The sequence below is a fragment of the Undibacterium sp. JH2W genome (assembly GCF_049340425.1).
GTDB lineage: Bacteria > Pseudomonadota > Gammaproteobacteria > Burkholderiales > Burkholderiaceae_D > Undibacterium.
In genome coordinates this window covers 191,651-210,659 of the sequence record NZ_JBMPOT010000008.1, presented here as the reverse complement: position 1 = coordinate 210,659, position 19,009 = coordinate 191,651, and the positions used below count along the sequence as shown (strand labels likewise).

The following is a 19,009-nucleotide window of genomic DNA, read 5'->3' as shown; positions in this document are numbered from 1 at the left end:
GTCTGCACGTTCACCTCAATTGCTTAACTTATTTGCTTAACTTATTTACTTAGCATAGTGGCAAATTTACGTTTATCCTGGTACCTTCGCCTGGATGGCTGTCAACCAGAAATTCTCCCTGCATGGCTTTGACTCGTTCACGCATTCCCACCAGGCCGAAAGATCTGGACTTGCGCATATCGTCTGCTTCTATTCCTTTACCATTGTCGCTAATGCTAAAGCTCAGCCTGCTAGGCTTACGGTCAAAGACGATTTGCACTTCCGTAGCGTCTGCATGTCTGACCACATTCGTCAAGGATTCCTGGATGATGCGGAATATGGCTGTACTGTGCGCATCGTCCAGGGCCAGTTGCTCTTCGTTAGCCTCTAATTCACAATCGATACCATGCCGTTGAGAAAACTCTTTTTGCAGGGTTTGCAGGGCGAAGTACAAACCACCCTCATCCAGGGCGCGTGGCCTGAGATCGGTGGCAATACGCCGCAGAGTAGTAATAGCGGTTAATATCAATTGATCCATGCTATTCAATGTTTGTTGCGTCTTCCCCGTTAATACGCTGTCTCTTTGCAGTAACGATAAATCCATACGCAGGGCAGCCAGCAACTGACCCAGATCATCATGCAATTCACGCGCTATATGCTTGCGCTCTTCTTCGCGTATGCTTTGCAGTGTTGCCGACAACTGTGTCAGCTCTTCATGATAGAGCGCCATTTTTTCCTTGGCGACCTTGCGTTCCGTGATGTCGCGGAAGATAACCGTATAAAAACGTTTGCCGTTTTCTATTTGACTGGAAATCGAGGCTTCAATAGGAAATTCTTCGCCATTGGCTTTCACGCCAGTGACATAGAAATCGTCAAAATTGCCACCCATCTTTCTGCGGGTTTCACCAGTCTCACCAAATTGTTGCACATGTTTGCCATGTACTTTGCGATGGCGTTCGGGTAGCACGAGGTTGAGTGAGGCACCCATCAAGTCTGCTACTTCGTAGCCAAAAGTGGCGGCAGCAGCAGGGTTGACGAGGATGATGGATTGGGTTTCATCAATGGTGATGATGCCATCTATGGCAGTATCTATCATGCGGCTCAGACGCTCACGCTCTATATGAAGCTCTTCTGCTGAACGAGCCAGATTTTGACTGGTTTCCGCCAGGCTGGCATAGGGCGTATGTATATTGACTGCCACCATGCCGCGATAAATGGCAATCGCAGCCAGCAATTGAAATGCGTGTCCTATGGCGACGAAGACATCATTGCCATCGGTATAGATGGCGAAATATACTTCCGAGATAGCCAGTAGCATGGCCGCCAAAAACAAGGGGGCACGTTCTATCTGCAGGCGCTGGTCTTGTACATTGGGTTCGGAGATGGCGTCGCCGCGCTTGTTCAATAAAAAGGCGGTAAACAGATTGATGGCAATCAGCCCAACCTCACAAGCCAATTTGAATGAAGTCTGGCCTTCACCCTGGATATAGGTCAGTGGTAACAGACGGGGCAGCATGAACACTATCATCATCCAGCCAGCGGTTGCCAGCAAGCCGGCCATCAACACAAAATGGGCTTGTGCAGGACTAACCTCGGAGTCTTCTGGTGCCAGGACGAGACCCAGCAGCGTGGTGGCAATGAAGGAACGCGAGAGCAACCAGAACAGCAGGGATTTATGCATGTCCTCAGCATCGGGAAAGCCAGGCATGCCCTGAAAGCTGATCGCATGCATGAAACCTAATATAGCGGTGCAAAGAAACGCGACCGCCAGGATGACACTACTCTTTTTTCTGGCTCCACCAAAGGCATTCCAGCAAACGATGAACACAGACGTGAAAATGACGATGGTGATTGTTTCCAATACCGTGTGTACAGGCAAAGGGGCTGGCATCCGTAATGCGGAAAGCGCACTATGATTTAGCCATAAAATGAGGGACAAGACAGTAAATAAACCGGCTATCCAACGTGCCCTGACCAGTCTCGGGTAATCATGCGCCATGTGTATTATTTTTTTAAAGAAGTAAGCAGGTATTTTAATGCGGAAATGCCTGATGCCAGTTCTCTATGTGAGTTACAAATGAAAATGACACTCCTTGCGCAAGGAGTGTCATTGGCTGGAACAGAAGCAATTGGCTTAGTGTGACATCAGTACCGGAACAGTCATACTCTGCAAAATAGTCCTGGTGACACCACCCATGATCATCTCACGGAAGCGTGAATGTCCATAGCCACCCATGACCAGCATATCGCTATCGAGATCATGCGCCAGCGAAAGCAGGGCGTTACCGATATCGGTGGAAGTTTTATGGACGCCTACTTCTACCTTGATACCGTGTCTGGCCAGGTACAGGGCAATATCGGCACCAGGCTGTTCACCATGACTGTCCGGCACAGCCTTGGGATTGAAGATCGCTACTTGCACCAGGTCAGCACGACGCAACAATGGGATTGCATCAGTGATGGCGCGCGTCGATTCGCGGCTGGCATCCCAGGCGATCAGTGGGCGCTTGGCGACAGTCGTCACATCACCAACATAAGGAATAATCAAGATGGGGCGACCCGAATTCATGATCAGGTATTCAGGAAAGTCAGGTAGTACAGACGGTGAGGGTTCGTCGCGGTTGGTCTGGCCTATGACGACCAGATCGCTATAACGCGCCTGCAAACCTACACCACCGCCAGCCTCATCATTGGCAATCACGCTTTCATAGGAATTAACACCGAGTGCCTGAGCCTGCTGATTGAAGTTACCTACAGCTTTCTCTGCACGTTCGCGCAAATAATTCAAATGTATGGTCAGATTGGGGTCATTGGCGCTAATATTGCCATCTTGATAGATAAAGCGCGAGACACCAGTCACGGCAGTTCCTACCAGATGGGCTTCATCAATCCGGGCGATTTCGGCTGCGACCTGCACGCGAAACTTGGAACGTTCTGATTCATCAACATGAACCAGGATGGTCTTGTAGGGCATGTTTTGCTCCTTGATGTTAAATCGTGGAAAAAAAACAAGTTTAGCTAAATTTTTGCCAGGATGTTCCTGGCAAAAAATCTAAAAACTTGCTAAAGCTTACACTAATTTAAAGCAACAGCAACTTCTTTGCTCCATTGTGGTAATAAATTTTTACCAACTAAGGCGGATACTTTTTCGCTGACTTTGCTACGTGCCTTGGCAGGCGGCAAGCGGCGCAGGGTTTTCAGTGCGCTGATATCAAGCAGGGCGATTTGACGCTGATCCACACTGATCAAACCCATTTCATTGAAGGCAGACAGGGTGCGGCTGACTGTTTCCAGCGTCAAGCCCAGGTAGCTGCCTATCTCGTGGCGCGTCATGCGCAAATTAAAAGATTTGCCAGAATAACCAAGCAGGCTGAAACGCTCGCCCAAGGTCGTCAGAAAGCGTGCTACCTTGGCTTCGGCACTGAGAGCGCTCAGCATGCCTATCATGATCTGCTCACGCACCAGCTCGCGGCTCATGACGCTGAACATGGCTTGTTCCAGTTCTGCATAAGTGCGGCCCAGTGCAGAAAATGTCTTGTAAGGCAGCAGAATGATATCGCAATCAGACAGGGCTACTGCTTCAGATGCATGATGTTGATTGTGTATGCCATCTATACCCAGCAGATCTCCTTTCATGGGAAAGCTTAATACCTGTTCATTGCCATATTCATCAATCAATACGGTTTTCAGGAAGCCGGAATTGACGATGTAGAGGGTTTCAAAGTCTTGCCCTATCGTATGGATTCTTTGACCAGCTTTGTAGCGCACATGCTGGAACAGCACTTCTTCTGTCGCGGAAGCGGCGGGAGTGGGTATGCGCAGGAGTTCACACACTTCACGCAGATCTGACCAGAGATTGCCATGGCAGCGCCAGCCAGCTTCATTGGAAATGGCAGGGAAGGCATTTTTGCTGCTGGCTGAAAGACTGCTGGTGGTGAATGCTGCTGTAGTCATGATATTTCCCCAAAAAAGGTAGGCGACATTAATTAACTTGATGATTTGAATTTGGTTGCTGCCAGCGCAGCAGATACTCTTGCAACAGCGCAAAATCGGTGGACTTGTCCAGGAATCCATCTGCGCCTGCACGTAGGGCGTGTACGCGGTTATCTTCAGTTGCGTGATTTGTCAGAACTACTACTTTGATGCCTGGCTTGCTTTGTTTGATATTCTTTAATAGCTGCAAACCATTGCCATCGGCAAGCTGGATGTCCAGTATCAGCGCATCTGCATCATTGCCTATCAGCGCTTGATAGGCACTGCCCATGTCGCTTGCGACGCCAAGTACATGCATGCCAGGCACTTCTTCAACGAACCGTATCAGACGATTTTGAATCAGGATTGAGTCCTCAACGATATACAGGTTCATGACGTGGCTTGCTGTTGGTTTGTTTGCTTAGCCTCTATTATGATGAGCACAGGCTTTGATTTACATCAGGAGATGCTGATTTGAACTGTCAGATTTGGCGCGGTGCCTGTAGGAATATTCTTAGGCCCGGATGACAACCTGAAAAAGCAGGGTGCTTGATCAGGTGAGAGAGATGGGGGGAAGCGGATTGTGGAAGTTCAGGATTGAGGTTGCAAGAGATGATGGGCAACTGCGTACTGCACCAGATCAGACAAGTTACTCATATTCATTTTTTGCATGATGCGGGTCTTGTGCGTGCTTACCGTCTTTACGCTCAGATGCAAAAGTTCACCGATTTCTGTGATGGACTTGCCCTTGACCAGATGGGTGAATACTTCGAATTCACGGTCAGACAAGCTGGTATGCGGTTGACTATCATCTGCTGGCATGGCACTCATGGCCAGTTGTTCTGCTACCTCTATGCTAATGTAGGGGCGTCCGGATGCCACTTTGCGTAAGGCGGTGACGAGTTGTGTGCCAGCGCTTTCCTTGGTCAGGTAGCCGCGTGCCCCGGCGCGTATGGCGCGTACGGCATATTGCTCTTCTTCATGCATGGTCAGTATCAGAATGGGCAGTTTAGGAAATTCATCCTTGATCTGGCGTATCAAATCCACGCCGCTACGCCCTGGCATGGACAAGTCCATCAGCAAGACATCAAATTCAGTGTTGCGTACTTTTTCCAGTGTGTCAAAGCCATCAATTGCTTCGGCAACTACCTGTATGTCTTCTATGCCATCGAGTATGCGTTTTAGTCCTTCACGCATGATGGTGTGGTCGTCGGCGATCAAAATACGGGTCATAGAGGTGTTATGGCTACAATAGATGTTCAGTGGCGCATCTGGTGCATACTTGTGCCAGAGCAAGGATTTTCACTATTGTACTGTAGCCTGATGCTGTATGTGACCTAAGTCTGACTCAGTGATGTTTGATCCTGTGTACCAATACAGGTATCAGGCACAGTGATAACACCTTGGTCGTGACACTGCCAAGGATGAATTGCCCCAGGCCGCTTCTGCCATGCGAGCCCATGAAAATCAGGTCGCAGGCATATTCCTGTGCAGTGTGAACGATTTCCCTGGCAGTCGAATCATTGAACTGTATGACCTGTCTATAGGACAGGCCCGCCGCTGCGGCTGCTTCCCTGGCTGGTTGCAGGTAAGTTTCAGCCATGGTTTGCATGGCTGCCTGGTATTCTTCTTCGGTTGGCCCATTGGGGGGTAATATGTCTACATATAAGGGGTATTGATAATTGCCTGCGACATAGACAGCAATGACTTCTGCCTGTAACTGCTGTGCAAATTCCAGGCCTGCAGCAACACAGGCGTGCGATAGTTCGGAACCGTCCGTTGGTAACAATATGCGCTTATACATTTGAGAACCCTTTGAGCGAGAATGCGCTACATAGTGCACTTGAATTGTTACACCAGCTTTGATTTCAAACAAGCAGAATCAAAGAAAATGCACAATAAAGTGGCAATGTACTCACTGTTCGGTCTCAGGTTTTTTTGTGAAGCGCCGGGTCTGGCTCAAAATTCCGCAGAGAGAAGTTGCGCTAATTCTTTTGCGCTGCTTTGCTGCAACTGTATGTCTGCACACTCATGCCAACTGGCAAATTCGCGCAGGGTTTTACCCAGATCAGTGGCTAGTGCCTGTGAGATACGTACGCCGGCTTCCAGATGCAGGCTCTTGATTTCAAACACCCCATCCTTGCGATGCGCTTTGGCATCCATGCGGCCTATCAGTGCACCCCTGCGTAATATAGGCAAGGTGAAATAGCCATAACGCCGTTTCGGAGCGGGTGTATAGCATTCGAGTTTGTAATCAAAGTTAAATAACTCTATGGCACGTTTTCTATCCCAAACAACAGGATCAAAAGGAGAAAGTATGCGGGTGGCAGTTGCCTTGAGTTGATTATCCTGTGCTTGTTGCAATGTGGCGATGCGATCTGGATGGACGTAGAAAAGCTGTTCCTGATTTTCTATTTGCACAGGGATCAGCAAGCCTTCTTTGACCAATTGTGCGGGCTGGTTTTTTACATCGAATTTACCCATGCGAAAATAATCAGCCATCCAGCTGGCTTTGCAAATGCCCAATGCGCGCACTGCTTGCAAGACCTGTGTGCGTTCGCATTCTACAGGTGAGCGTAAATGTTTTTTATCATTCCATTTTGGATGCACACGTTCACGCAAATCATAGATGCGCTGGAAATTATGGCGCTTGGCCACCATCACTTCGCCAGTTGTGAACAAGACTTCCAGCGAGCGTTTTTCCGGCTTCCACTCCCACCAGCCACCACTCTTGCCATCGGTGCGTTCAAAGTCAGCCGAACGGCTGGCACCCTTGTTGCGTATGTGTTGTCTGATGGCTTCCACCTGGCCTGCATTTTCTTGCAGCCACTTATGATTGTATTTCCAGCCCAGACCTTGTGGTGACACCATTTGATGGCGATACAAGCCATAATCTTCTATAGGCAGGAAACAGGCTTCGTGCGACCAGTATTCAAATAAATGGCCTTCTTCCAGTAACTCATTGAGCCAGGCATGTTCATAATGACCAAGTCGACTCCATAGCACCAGGTAAGGGCTGCGGGCAACCACATTGATGGTGTCGATCTGCAGGGCTGACATATTGCGTATGCATGCCAATACGTCTTGTTTGCCAGTTTTGCGGGGCGGCGGCTGTAGCAGATCTTGAGCCGCCAGATGCAGGGCGCGAGCGGAACTGAGTGTCAGATGAAAATCAGTTGCGCTCATGAGTATGCCCAATAGTGATCGAAGTAGACCGAGGGATTTGTACCCCTTGGAACTTGTTGACGATCTTAGATTAAAAGTGTTTCAAACCTAATGCTGCCCTGACTTCGTCAGTGGTTTGCGCAGCGATCTCGCGTGCCTTGCGCGTACCGTCCTTGAGTATTTGCAAGACCTGACCGCGATCTTTGGCAAATTCTTCGCGGCGTTCACGTATCGGTTTTAACAAATCTTGCAAGATGCCTTCCAGACGAGCTTTGACGATGCTGTCACCCAGGCCGCCACGGACGTAATGGTCTTTCATTTCTTGCAGGCCGACTTTATCTTCATCGAATGCGTCGAGGTAGATAAAGGCCACATTGCCTTCCAGATGACCAGGGTCAGCCACGCGCAGATGCAGTGGATCGGTATACACATTGCGTACAGCGGCCTTGATTTCAGCAGGTGTAAAGCCCAGGTTGATGACATTGCCCAAAGATTTGCTCATCTTGGCTTTGCCATCCACACCAGGCAGACGGCCAATTTCTGGCACCAGGGCCTGACATTCCACCAGAATATCTTTATTTGCCAGACGGTTGAAACGACGCACGATTTCATTGGTCTGTTCTATCATAGGTATCTGGTCTTCACCAACCGGTACCAGGGTGGCTTTGAAGGCACTGATATCTGCTGCCTGGCTGACTGGGTAAGTGAAAAAACCAGCTGGAATATCACGCTCAAAATTGCGCAAGACGATTTCTTGTTTAATCGTCGGATTACGCTCCAGGCGGGCTACCGTAACCAGGTTGAGGTAGTAGAAAGTCAATTCCGTCAATTCAGGGATTTGCGACTGTATCAAGATGGTTGATTTGGCGGGGTCTATGCCTGCTGCCAGATAATCCAGTGCCACTTCCATAACATTGTCATGTACCTTAGCCGGATTTTCCATATTGTCAGTCAATGCTTGGGCGTCAGCCAGCATGATGTATTGCTCATACTGGTTCTGGAATTTGACGCGGTTGCGCAGGCTGCCAACAAAGTGGCCCAGGTGCAGGGGGCCAGTGGTGCGGTCGCCAGTCAGTATCAGGTGTTTTTTATCTTCGGTACCAGGGAGCATGCTAAATCCAGTTGGGTAATGCGGTGAAATTGCTAATGGCTTAGAGTATACGTAAAAAAAGCCGCTGAATCATGAGCGGCATGACGTATATCAAGGCGTGTTCTATGGCTATGATGCCGTTTTCAGGCTGGCTGTGTCAAGTTTGACCAGATTTGACGTGTTTCTATCCTCAATCTGCCTCTGCATTTCATTTAATTCACTGAAAACTATCATCTTGTCATCTGAATTGCTTAGAAAGTTATTTACTGCAATGATAAAATCGCGGTTCGGTTTTACATATAGCCCTTATAGTTGAAAGTAGCCTTATTTTGACATCTTCAAGTTCTAAAAAATTGATTATTGCTTCACGTGAAAGTCGTTTGGCAATGTGGCAGGCAGAACATGTGCGCGACCGCCTGGCCGCACTGTATCCTGATTGGCAGATAGAGATCCTGGGTATGACGACCCGTGGCGACCAGATACTCGATCGCGCACTCTCTAAGGTTGGTGGCAAAGGCCTGTTCGTCAAGGAACTTGAAGTCGCCATGGCAGAAAGACGGGCTGATCTGGCTGTGCATTCGCTCAAAGATGTGCCCATGGATTTGCCTGAAGGTTTCATGCTGGCTGCCATACTGGAACGAGAAGATCCCCGCGATGCCTTTGTTTCCAACGACTATGCCGGACTGGACGATTTGCCTGCAGGTGCTGTCGTCGGCACCAGCAGCCTGCGTCGCCAGGCCCTGATTTCTGCACGTTACCCGCATCTGGTGATACGGCCCCTACGCGGTAATCTGGATACCCGTTTGCGCAAACTCGATAATGGCGAATATGCTGCCATCATCCTGGCGGCAGCCGGCCTTAAGCGCTTGGGAGTGCCCGAGCGCATACGTGCCTGCCTGGACCCTGAGGAAAGTCTGCCAGCCGCAGGGCAGGGCGCAATGGCGATAGAAATACCAGATAACAGACCAGAGTTGCAAGCCATGCTGGCTGCCTTGAATCATACTGAGACGGCACAGGCCGTGACAGCCGAGCGTACCGTGTCCAAAGCTTTTGGCGGCAGTTGCCAAATCCCGCTGGCGGCATTTGCCACGGTCAGCCAGGGGCAAATGCAGATCAGGGCCATGGTGGCAACACCGGATGGTGCACGCATTGCCAGAGCAGAAGTGACAGGGGCTGCAGAGCAGCCACAAGAGCTGGGATTGAAGCTGGCGCAAGCCTTGTCTGCGCAGGATGCTGAAGCCATACTGGCTGTTTGCAAAGCCCAGATTACAGAGTGACGATATAGCTCAGAACAGCCCAGGCATGCAGAACCAACAGGTCAAACAAGTCGTATTGACACGTCCAATCGCACAAACACAGAATTTTGCCCTGCAAGTACAGGCAATGGGAGGTGTTGTAGCGCATTTTCCTTTGCTGGAAATCGAGGCGCTGGAAGACAATACTGCCCTGATTTCACAATTGGGACATTTACCAGACTATGCCTTGATCGCTTTTGTCAGCCCGAATGCGATTGATGCTTTTTTTCGCCACCTGAACAGCTTGCCATCAGCGCTGACGTTTGCCGTCATGGGCGAGGGCAGTCGGGCAAAACTGGCAGAATATGGTGTCAATGACCAGACTGCGACGGTTTTACGCCCCCGCAATTTGCGCAAGACGGATTCTGAGACTCTGCTTGCCGAACTTGACCTGGATGCCTTGCGTGGCCGGAAAGTGCTGATCGTACGTGGTGAATCTGGCAGGGAATTACTGGCCGACGTCCTGCGTGCACATGACATAGAAGTGGTGCAGGTAGCCGCTTACCGCAGAGTCAGGCCTGTTTTGAATGATGAAAATAAAGAGTATTTGGCACAACTTCTTGACAATGAGAATGACTGGATCATCACCAGTTCTGAAGCTTTGCGCAATTTGTGTGACTATGTGGCAGAATTGAATTTACTTGACGGCGTGGCAAAAATGCAACGACAACATTTGTTGGTGCCACATAGCCGTATCGAAGAAACCGCAAAGTCTCTGGGGTTTCTATCCATAACCTTAACAGCTTCTGGCGACGAACAACTGCTTGTCGCGTTACAATCTCGTCTATGAGTGAACAGCAATCAAATCCCGAAGCCGTCATAACGGCAAGCCCTGTCGATGCCACGGCGCGACAGCCAGCCCCCACTTTGCCTGCCGAGCTGGCAAAAGAGCCAGGCTGGAATCATCCCGCCTATCTGGTTTCTGGCGTGCTGGCAGTTTTATTGGCAGCGAGCTGGTGGTCATCCCAAAACCAGATCAGTGGTCTGCGAGAAGAAGTCGCCAAGAGGCTGCAAACGGCAGACACCAATAGCAGTGAAACCAAGGTGTTGGCGCGCAATGTGCAAGAGACTGCCAAGGAAATCCAGTCCAAGGTCATCCTGCTCGAAGGCAAGCAATCTGAAGCACAAAGCCAGCAACTGGCTCTGGAGCAGTTGTATCAGGACTTGTCCAAGAATCGTGATGACTGGGCATTGGCCGAAATTGAACAGGTATTGGCGACTGCCAGCCAGCAATTGCAACTGGCGGGTAATGTGCAGGGGGCTTTGATCGCCCTGCAAAATGCCGATGGTCGCCTGGCCAAGTCAGATAAGCCACAGTTTATTTCTATACGCCGTGCCATTGCCAAGGACATAGAAAGACTGAAGTCTCTACCTGCACTGGATTTGCCAGGCGTGGCCCTGCGCCTCGATAGCGTCATCACCCAGATCGATCACATACCTTTATGGGCTGATGAAAAATCAGTAGTGTCAGCGACGCCACCCAAAGCCCCTTTACGTGTATTGCCCAAGTCTGCTCTCAACGCCAAGGCTGAAAAGAAAGCGGCAGAAGAGATAGAAGAGAGCACCTGGAGTATGCGCCTGCAAGACGGCTGGCAGAGTTTTTCCAGTGAAATGTGGAATGAAGTCAAACAGTTGATACGCGTCAGGAATGTGGAAACACCCGATGTCTTGTTGTTGACGCCATCGCAATCCTATTTCGCCCGTGAAAACCTGAAACTGCGCCTTCTTAATGCCAGGCTGGCACTGTTATCCAGAAATGAAAGCATCTTCAGGAGCGATATGATCGCTGCCCAGGATGCCATCGCAAAATATTTTGATACGCGCGCCAAGCAGACGCAGACTGTGCAAGCCTTGTTGCGCCAGGTTCAGGGTAGTAATTTGTCGATAGAAATGCCGACGCTGGCGGAGAGCCTGAATGCCGTGCGTAACTATAAAGTGAAGCCATAAACGTATGCGTATCTTTATCCGGCTTCTGATTTTATTTGCGCTTGCCGTTGGCCTTGCCGTGGGCGCCCGTTATAACCCCGGGAACGTGGTCTTGTTCTTTCCACCTTACCGGATAGACTTGTCCCTGAATTTCTTCCTGTTCCTGTTGCTCGTCGTTTTTGTACTGATTTATCTGGTGATACGTGCCATTGTCACCACCAGGAAAATGCCGCGCAAGGTTGCCCTGTACCGTCAGAGCAAACGTGAAAAAGACAGTAACAAGGCTTTGCGTGAAGCATTGAAGGCCTTGTTTGAGGGACGTTTTGGTCACGCTGAGAAGGCGGCCATGCGTGCCACAGAATTGCCGGACAATGCCGGCATCGCTTCATTGATAGGTGCGCGTGCCGCCCATCATATGAGTCAGTTTGAACGCCGTGACTCCTGGTTTGCTGGCCTAGAGCAAGATAATACTTACAAGGTGGCCCGTCTGGTCAGTATGACAGAGTTGCTGGTAGATCAGCACCAGCATGGCAAGGCACTGGAAGCAGTACGTGAACTGAATGCCAATGGCACGCGCCATATCCAGGTCTTGCGCTGGGCCCTGAAAGCCAATCAGCAAGCCCATAAATGGCAAGAGGTGCTGAAGCTGGTGCGCACCCTGGACAAACATCGCGCATTGCATCCGGCGTTGTCGCAACGCTTGCGTGAGCTGGCTTATGAAGATTTGCTGAAAAACCAGGGGCATGATGCTGAATCCATACGCAGGGTCTGGTATGAAATTCCACAAGCTGATCGCAAATCCGCCTTCGTTGCTTTTACTGCAGCTTCTGCTTTCAATTCACATGGCTTGTTTGATGATGCCCGTGGTGTTGTTGAAAAAGCCTTGATGGAAGATTGGGATGAGCGCCTCATGCGTGCCTATCGTGATGCTGCGGCATCGGAAGGCTCTGCCGCCTTGTTGTCACAAATTGAACATTGTGAAAAATGGTCAGAGCAGCACCCCACTGACCCTGAGTTAGCCTTGACGCTTGGTACACTATGCTTGCGCCAAAAACTATGGGGTAAGGCACAAAGACATATGGAACAAGCCTTGTCAGATGCAGTGGAACCGCGCACCGTGCGCGAAGCCAATTTGAAGCTGGCGCAATTGCATGAAGCGCTGGGGCAAGCCGAAGAAGCTGCCAGCCATTATCGTCAGTGTGCAATTGCCACCATGTTATGAGAACCTGCTTACGATCGTAAACAGGTTCTGAGGAAATTGATTATCTAAGTGCAGCTTAAATTGTGTCGATGTCTGTTGCGTCGCACAATTTTGCTTTGAAAAACTATATAATCACGCCAAACCATTTCTTCTATTGATACTTATACAGAAAGTGCAAGATGAGCTTGAATAAAGTACCAGCAGGTCGTGATCTGCCAAATGATTTCAACGTCATTATCGAAATTCCTATGAATGGGGACCCGATCAAATACGAAGTTGATAAAGATACTGGCGCTATTTTTGTGGACCGTTTCATGGGTACTGCCATGCATTATCCTTGTAACTACGGTTACGTACCGCAAACGCTGGCTGGTGATGGTGACCCGGTTGACGTTTTGGTTATCACGCCATTCCCGTTGATCCCAGGCGTCGTTGTGCGCTGCCGTCCTATCGGCATCCTGAAGATGACGGATGAAGCGGGTAATGATGCCAAAGTATTGGCCGTACCTGTAGACAAGATTTTGCCTATCTACACACACTGGCAAAAACCGGAAGATTTGAATGAACTGCGCCTGCGCCAAATCCAGCATTTCTTTGAGCACTATAAAGATCTGGAGCAAGGCAAATGGGTCAAGATCGAAGGTTGGGGCGGCCCTGATGATGCCAGAGCAGAAATTCTGGCTGGCGTAGAAAGCTTCAAAAAAGCGGAAGCGTAATAAAGCCAGGCTTTTCGAGATAAAAGGTGCAATATCATATTGATATTGCACCTTTTCTGTTTTTGTCAGCGAAATACTTTACCGATGTAATAGTTGCCTGAAGTGGACGGCTTCAAATTCTGTGCATCAGGTAGGCTGCAACGCCCACGACAGCGACAGCCATTGCCAACCAACTTAACCATGAGCTTGGCTGCTTGTCTTCATCGTCCTTTGCGCCACTAAAATCATCCCCTTGCTTTTGACGTTTGCGTTTCAATTTCTTGTCGCGATCGAGGAATTTTTCCAGCGCCAAAGACAGTTCTGCGGCACTTTCATATCGAGCTGCGGGGTCTTTTTGCATCGCCTTCATGACGATTTTGGAGAGCGAATCCGGGATGCTTGGGCGAATTTCAGAGGGGTACTTTGCTACTTTATTTACAATCTGTTGCAATAATTTGTCTACATCCTGCGACTGAAACGGCTTTTGACCCGTCAGCATTTCATACATCACAGTACCCAGGGAATATACATCCGTCAGTGCATTGACCGGTTTGCCGTTTGCCTGTTCTGGCGACATATAGTTGGGCGTGCCCATAATATTATTATTGAACAGGGTATGGGCTTGCTCCCTGGTTTCATCCAGCACGCGATTGGGCGCACGGGCAATGCCAAAGTCCACGACTTTAGGTTGTTGATTGGGGAGTACAAAAATATTGCCAGGCTTGATATCGCGATGTATCACTCCATGGCTATGTGCGTAGGCCAGGGCTTCGGCCACTTTTTGTATGAGATTGGTTGTTTCTATGATGTCGAATTGCTTGCCATCTGCAAGCAAATGTCGCAAATCCTTGCCCTGCAGAAATTCCATCGCGATAAACGCCGTGCCACCTTCACTGGAAGCATCAAAAATGGTGACGATATTGGGGTGGGACAGTCTACCAGCAGCGCGTGCTTCGTTAATGAATTGTTGTTCGCGTTGTTTCTTGTCGGCAGCATTGTTGCCTGCACTAAATATTTTAATGGCGACATCGCGGTCTATGACAGGATCGTGTCCCCTATACACAGCCCCATTTGATCCCATACCTATACGTTCGCTCAGATAAAAGCGCCCTACGCGTTTGGTCGGCAATGCAGCAGTTGGCGCATTGGGTGTGGATATAAAATTATTTTGCATGGCAACAGGATGCCTTGATCCAGGTAAAAACTCAAGTGGCGCTGACTTCAAAGTGTTTCAGGATTTTGTATGGCGAGTGTTCATGCAACTCATTTAAATATAGTTCAATATCCTGGGATTCGCGCTCAAGAAAATCGGATACTGCATCAGAAAATTCAGGGTGACTTAGGTGATGGGCAGACCATGTTGTTGTTGGCAGGAAACCTCGCGCCATTTTATGTTCACCTTGTGCTCCACCTTCAAAAATAGCGATTCTTTCCTGTATGCAAAACTCTATGGATTGATAATAGGCTGTTTCAAAATGCAGGCAGGGATGGCTCTCCAGGCAGCCCCAATAGCGGCCATAAACACGCTGCTCATCATGGATGAGCAAGGATGCTGCAATTCTATTGCCTTCACGCAATGCAATGATGAGATGGATGTTTTTTGGCATGTCCCTGCCTATGCGCAAGAAGAACTGCAGATTCAAATAGGGTGTGGAGTGATGTTCTTCATAGGTCTGGTCGTAGCAGCTTTTGAAAAAGCGCCAATCATCTTCTAGCATGTCCGTGCCGCGCACGTGCTGGAACTGTATGCCTGCTTCTTCTACTTTTCTGCGCTCTGCACGGATGTTCTTGCGCTTCTTTTTATCCAGGGTCGCCAGGAATTCATCAAAGCATAGATAGTCCTGGTTTTTCCAGTGAAACTGCACACCTTTACGCAATAGATAGCCTTCTTCATTCAAAAGTCGTGCTTGCGCTTCAGGCAGGAAGAGTAAATGGCTAGAAGAATACTCCCCGGCTTCCTGCAGCTCTTGCAAGGCCGCGATCAAGGCTCTTTGCGCAGCCTCCCTGCGTGCCAGCAGGCGACTGCCAGCGATGGGGGTAAATGGAATAGCTGACAGTAATTTTGGGTAGTAATCAAAGCCGTGGCGCTTGAAAGCTTTGGCCCAGGCCCAGTCAAACACATACTCGCCATAAGAATGCGATTTCTCGTAAAGGGGTACGGCAGCTTCCAGTTTATCGCCATCCCAGATGGTGATAAAACAGCTTTGCCAGCCAGTTTCTGCCGTCGCCGAGCCTGATTCTTCCAGTGCGCTCAGGAATACATAAGACAAGAAAGGATTGGCGTCTGCTTGATCTGCTACCAGGCCATCCCAGAGTGATGGTGCTATCTCGCTCAGTGAAGTCACGATACGCATGCGATAATGCGGGGCTGGAGTTTCAAATTTCATTTTCGATTTTATACAGATTTACCACTATGACAGTCAAAGTTGCCATTGCCCAGATGAATAGCGTTGTCGGTGATCTTACCGGTAATGCCGCACAGATAATAGAGTATGCCCGACGCGCAGCGGAGCAGGGCGCGGATATCCTCGTCACTCCTGAACTATCTCTGGTTGGTTATCCGCCAGAAGACTTATTGCTGCGCCAGGCGTTTTATCTGGAGGCTGCACAGGCGCTTGATAGCTTAAAGAAACAGCTTACGCTATTTCCCGGACTTGCTGTTTTAATCGGTCATCCCAGTGAAGTGGACGGAAAGAGGTATAATGCTGTTTCTGTTGTGCAAGACGGTGTAGTACTGGCAACATATTTCAAGCGCGACTTGCCCAATGATATGGTGTTTGATGAAAAACGTTATTTTTCATCTGCCAATCAGGCTTGCGTGTTCACTATCAAGGGCGTGAACTTCGGTATCAATATCTGTGAAGATACCTGGTCGTCCGATGCTCCTTTGCTGGCCAAACAGGCTGGCGCAGAAGTGCTGCTGGTACCCAATGGTTCACCCTACCATATGGGCAAACAGCATCAACGCTATGATGTCATGCGTGCCAATGTCATTTCTCAAGGATTATCCTTGGTGTACGCCAACCTGGTTGGTGGTCAGGATGAATTGATTTTTGACGGTAATTCCTTCGTTATGGATACCCAGGGCAAGATCTGTGCACAATTGAAGCACTGTGAAGCAGATTTGCAATTGCTGGAATTCGACGGTGCACAGCCTTTGTCTGCCCGTATCGAGGCGGTGCTATCGCTGGAAGCCGAGGTATATCAGGCGCTGGTCATGGGAGTCCGTGACTATGTGGGCAAGAACGGTTTCCCCAGTGTCTTGCTAGGTTTGTCCGGTGGTGTTGATTCTGCCCTGGTATTGGCGATTGCCGTGGATGCGCTGGGCGCAGACAAGGTCAGGGCCATCATGATGCCTTCACCTTATACGGCGGATATATCCTGGCTGGATTCGCGTGACATGGTGGCACGGATAGGTGTGCGCTATGATGAAATTGCTATCAGTGATTGTTTCAGTGCATTCCGTTCTACCCTGAGTCATGAATTTGCTGGCTTGAAAGAAGATACGACAGAAGAAAATATCCAGGCCAGGATACGTGGCACGCTCTTGATGGCCTTGTCGAATAAATATGGCTCCATCGTTTTGACGACAGGTAACAAGAGTGAAATGGCTGTTGGTTACTGTACTTTGTATGGCGACATGGCCGGAGGCTTTGCTGTCATCAAGGACATTGCCAAAACCCTGGTATACCGCCTGTGTGCCTATCGCAATACCCTGTCAGCCGTGATACCCGAGCGGATACTGACGAGGGCGCCATCAGCTGAATTGCGACCTGATCAAAAAGACCAGGATTCTTTACCGCCCTATGACATCCTGGATGGCATCATGGCCATGTATATGGAAGAAAACAAGGCGCGTGCAGAGATTGTCGCAGCCGGTTATCAGTCAGAAGATGTGGAGCGTATTACGCGCCTCATCAAAATTAACGAATACAAGCGGCGTCAAGCGCCCATAGGTATCAGGATTACCCACCGTGCTTTTGGGCGCGACTGGCGTTATCCTATTACTTCGAAGTTCAGAGACTAAGGGATTGTCAATTGATGTGGGCGTGACAGGTATTTACCTGCCATACCCTGCCAGAGCGACAATCCTATCAAGGATTCATTCACACTAATTCGTAATATTCGTCATATTTAAGGAGAGGGAAATGAAACAAATTACCGCTATCATCAAGCCATTCAAACTCGACGAAGTGCGTGAAGCACTCGCTGATGTTGGCGTGACGGGCCTGACCGTCGTCGAGGTCAAGGGGTTTGGCCGTCAAAAAGGACATACTGAGCTATATCGTGGCGCAGAATACGTCGTCGATTTTTTACCCAAGATCAAGGTAGAAGTCGTGGTCGATGACAAGATTGCCGACAATGTTGTCGATGCAATTATCAAGGCAGCCCACACCGGCAAGATTGGTGATGGGAAAATTTTTGTACAAAATGTGGAGCAGGTGATACGTATTCGCACTGGCGAGACGGGACCTGATGCGGTTTAAATATGAAGAAGTTAAAGCAGTTGGCAGTACTTGAATTTGTTGGTGTTTCAAAAGCAAGAGCAAAAGCAAAAATAGGAGTGGCACTGGTGTTGATGGCGATGGCGAATGTCCATGCTGAAACCGGTGTCACAGATAGAAAAATTTTACTGGGGCAGTCAGCTGCATTCACAGGGCCTGCTGCGGAGCTGGGTTTGCAACTCAATTCCGGGGCCAAGATTTATTTTGACCAGGTGAATGCGGCAGGTGGTGTACATGGTCGCAAGATAGAAATCATAAAAAAAGATGACAAGTATGAAGCAGATCTGGCGGCAGCTAACACCAAGGCCCTGATAGAAAATGACGGTGTGTTTGCTTTATTTGGTTATGTAGGCACAGCCACCAGTAATGCAGCATTGCCTATTTTCACGCAAGCAAAAGTCCCTTTCTTTGCCCCCTATACGGGTGCGCAATCTCTGCGGGAACCTTTCAATAAGCAAATCTTTAATATCCGCGCCAGTTATAACGATGAGACTGAATATCTGGTCGATCGCCTGGCAAATCTGGGTACTAAAAATATCGCCGTTTTTTATCAAAACGATGCCTATGGCAAGGCAGGTTTGGCTGGCGTAGAGCTGGCGATGAAAAAAAGAAATTTGCGTATTTCGGAGACCGCAACCGTAGAAAGAAATAGCAAGGATGTATCGGCTGCCGTGGCAAAATTATTACCTAAACGCCCGGACGCCATCATACAGATCAGCGCTTATGCATCCAGTAGTGCCCTGGTCAGGGAAATGCACAAGGCCTCCTATACTGGTATGTTCTACAACGTGTCTTTTGTTGGTAGCCAGGCATTGGCAGATACGCTGGATAAGGACGGTGTTGGCGTGGTGATCTCTCAGGTGACGCCATTTCCATGGTCGTCTTCCATTCCTGTGGTGGCTGAGTATCAGAAAACCATGGAGAAGGTCGGAGTCAAGGACCTGAATTTCTCCAGTCTCGAAGGCTATGTCGCCGCCAAAGTATTTGTCGAGGGTTTGAAACGTGCCGGACCTGGTTTGACCAGGGAAAAACTGATTTCTGCATTGGAAAGCATCAATCGCAGTAGTTATGATGTCGGTGGTTTTGACATCAGCTTCTCGCCTTCGAATCATAACGGTTCTAAATATGTGGATATGACCGTTATTTCTAAGGACAAGAAGTTTCGTAACTAAGTAATTTGC

18 protein-coding genes are annotated in these 19,009 nt (G+C 49.2%); 8 read left to right on the top strand and 10 right to left on the bottom strand.

Annotated features, from left to right (window positions below):
- Window positions 1-49 precede the first annotated feature (49 nt).
- From ACO0LC_RS13895 to trpS, 8 genes are all read right to left on the bottom strand, one after another.
- The gene (locus ACO0LC_RS13895) at window positions 50-1,870 is read right to left on the bottom strand and encodes an MASE3 domain-containing protein (protein WP_423004001.1); all 1,821 of its coding nucleotides are present in this window, start codon (window positions 1,868-1,870) and stop codon (window positions 50-52) included.
- 243 nt (window positions 1,871-2,113) lie between these two features.
- Window positions 2,114-2,953 (bottom strand): universal stress protein, encoded by an 840-nt coding sequence (locus ACO0LC_RS13890; protein WP_423003999.1) that lies wholly within the window; start codon window positions 2,951-2,953, stop codon window positions 2,114-2,116.
- A gap of 101 nt (window positions 2,954-3,054) precedes the next feature.
- On the bottom strand, window positions 3,055-3,933 hold the full coding sequence (locus tag ACO0LC_RS13885) for a helix-turn-helix domain-containing protein (RefSeq protein WP_423003997.1): 879 nt from the start codon (window positions 3,931-3,933) through the stop codon (window positions 3,055-3,057).
- A gap of 28 nt (window positions 3,934-3,961) precedes the next feature.
- Window positions 3,962-4,345: a response regulator gene (locus ACO0LC_RS13880; RefSeq protein WP_423003995.1), complete on the bottom strand. Its 384-nt coding sequence runs from the start codon at window positions 4,343-4,345 to the stop codon at window positions 3,962-3,964.
- Window positions 4,346-4,542: 197 nt separating this feature from the next.
- Window positions 4,543-5,184 carry a response regulator gene (locus tag ACO0LC_RS13875; RefSeq protein WP_423003993.1) on the bottom strand — a complete coding sequence of 214 codons (642 nt, stop codon included), beginning with the start codon at window positions 5,182-5,184 and terminating at the stop codon, window positions 4,543-4,545.
- Window positions 5,185-5,299: 115 nt separating this feature from the next.
- Window positions 5,300-5,755: a universal stress protein gene (locus ACO0LC_RS13870; RefSeq protein ID WP_423003991.1), complete on the bottom strand. Its 456-nt coding sequence runs from the start codon at window positions 5,753-5,755 to the stop codon at window positions 5,300-5,302.
- A gap of 155 nt (window positions 5,756-5,910) precedes the next feature.
- On the bottom strand, window positions 5,911-7,137 hold the full coding sequence (locus ACO0LC_RS13865) for a winged helix-turn-helix domain-containing protein (protein WP_423003989.1): 1,227 nt from the start codon (window positions 7,135-7,137) through the stop codon (window positions 5,911-5,913).
- Between the two features lie 70 nt (window positions 7,138-7,207).
- Window positions 7,208-8,227, bottom strand: a complete 1,020-nt coding sequence (gene trpS / locus ACO0LC_RS13860; RefSeq protein ID WP_423003987.1) for a tryptophan--tRNA ligase — start codon at window positions 8,225-8,227, stop codon at window positions 7,208-7,210.
- Window positions 8,228-8,535: 308 nt separating this feature from the next.
- Between trpS and hemC the strand changes: the two genes are divergently transcribed.
- The 5 genes from hemC (at window position 8,536) to ppa (ending at window position 13,344) form a co-directional block, all read left to right on the top strand.
- Window positions 8,536-9,483 (top strand): hydroxymethylbilane synthase, encoded by a 948-nt coding sequence (hemC, locus tag ACO0LC_RS13855; RefSeq protein WP_423003985.1) that lies wholly within the window; start codon window positions 8,536-8,538, stop codon window positions 9,481-9,483.
- A gap of 25 nt (window positions 9,484-9,508) precedes the next feature.
- Window positions 9,509-10,291, top strand: a complete 783-nt coding sequence (locus tag ACO0LC_RS13850) for a uroporphyrinogen-III synthase (RefSeq protein WP_423003983.1) — start codon at window positions 9,509-9,511, stop codon at window positions 10,289-10,291.
- Complete coding sequence (locus tag ACO0LC_RS13845) at window positions 10,288-11,448, top strand: uroporphyrinogen-III C-methyltransferase (RefSeq protein ID WP_423003981.1); 1,161 nt, start codon at window positions 10,288-10,290, stop codon at window positions 11,446-11,448. The genes ACO0LC_RS13850 and ACO0LC_RS13845 overlap by 4 nt, the downstream gene beginning before the upstream one ends.
- A 4-nt stretch (window positions 11,449-11,452) precedes the next feature.
- Window positions 11,453-12,649, top strand: coding sequence for a heme biosynthesis HemY N-terminal domain-containing protein (locus tag ACO0LC_RS13840; protein ID WP_423003979.1), 1,197 nt, complete (start codon window positions 11,453-11,455; stop codon window positions 12,647-12,649).
- A 158-nt stretch (window positions 12,650-12,807) separates the two neighbouring features.
- Window positions 12,808-13,344, top strand: a complete 537-nt coding sequence (gene ppa, locus ACO0LC_RS13835; RefSeq protein WP_423003977.1) for an inorganic diphosphatase — start codon at window positions 12,808-12,810, stop codon at window positions 13,342-13,344.
- Window positions 13,345-13,456: 112 nt separating this feature from the next.
- On the opposite strand, the gene ACO0LC_RS13830 is transcribed toward ppa, so the two are convergent.
- Together ACO0LC_RS13830 and ACO0LC_RS13825 are read right to left on the bottom strand one after the other, a co-directional pair.
- Window positions 13,457-14,497, bottom strand: a complete 1,041-nt coding sequence (locus ACO0LC_RS13830; protein WP_423003975.1) for a serine/threonine protein kinase — start codon at window positions 14,495-14,497, stop codon at window positions 13,457-13,459.
- A gap of 31 nt (window positions 14,498-14,528) precedes the next feature.
- Window positions 14,529-15,710, bottom strand: a complete 1,182-nt coding sequence (locus ACO0LC_RS13825) for a GNAT family N-acetyltransferase (protein ID WP_423003973.1) — start codon at window positions 15,708-15,710, stop codon at window positions 14,529-14,531.
- A gap of 26 nt (window positions 15,711-15,736) precedes the next feature.
- On the opposite strand from ACO0LC_RS13825, the gene ACO0LC_RS13820 reads away from it, so the two are divergent.
- The 3 genes from ACO0LC_RS13820 to ACO0LC_RS13810 all read left to right on the top strand — a co-directional run bounded on the left by ACO0LC_RS13820 (window position 15,737) and on the right by ACO0LC_RS13810 (window position 19,000).
- Window positions 15,737-17,350, top strand: coding sequence for an NAD+ synthase (locus ACO0LC_RS13820; protein ID WP_423003971.1), 1,614 nt, complete (start codon window positions 15,737-15,739; stop codon window positions 17,348-17,350).
- A gap of 121 nt (window positions 17,351-17,471) precedes the next feature.
- Window positions 17,472-17,810 carry a P-II family nitrogen regulator gene (locus ACO0LC_RS13815; protein ID WP_110253085.1) on the top strand — a complete coding sequence of 113 codons (339 nt, stop codon included), beginning with the start codon at window positions 17,472-17,474 and terminating at the stop codon, window positions 17,808-17,810.
- Between the two features lie 2 nt (window positions 17,811-17,812).
- Window positions 17,813-19,000, top strand: coding sequence for an ABC transporter substrate-binding protein (locus ACO0LC_RS13810; protein WP_423003969.1), 1,188 nt, complete (start codon window positions 17,813-17,815; stop codon window positions 18,998-19,000).
- Window positions 19,001-19,009 lie beyond the last annotated feature (9 nt).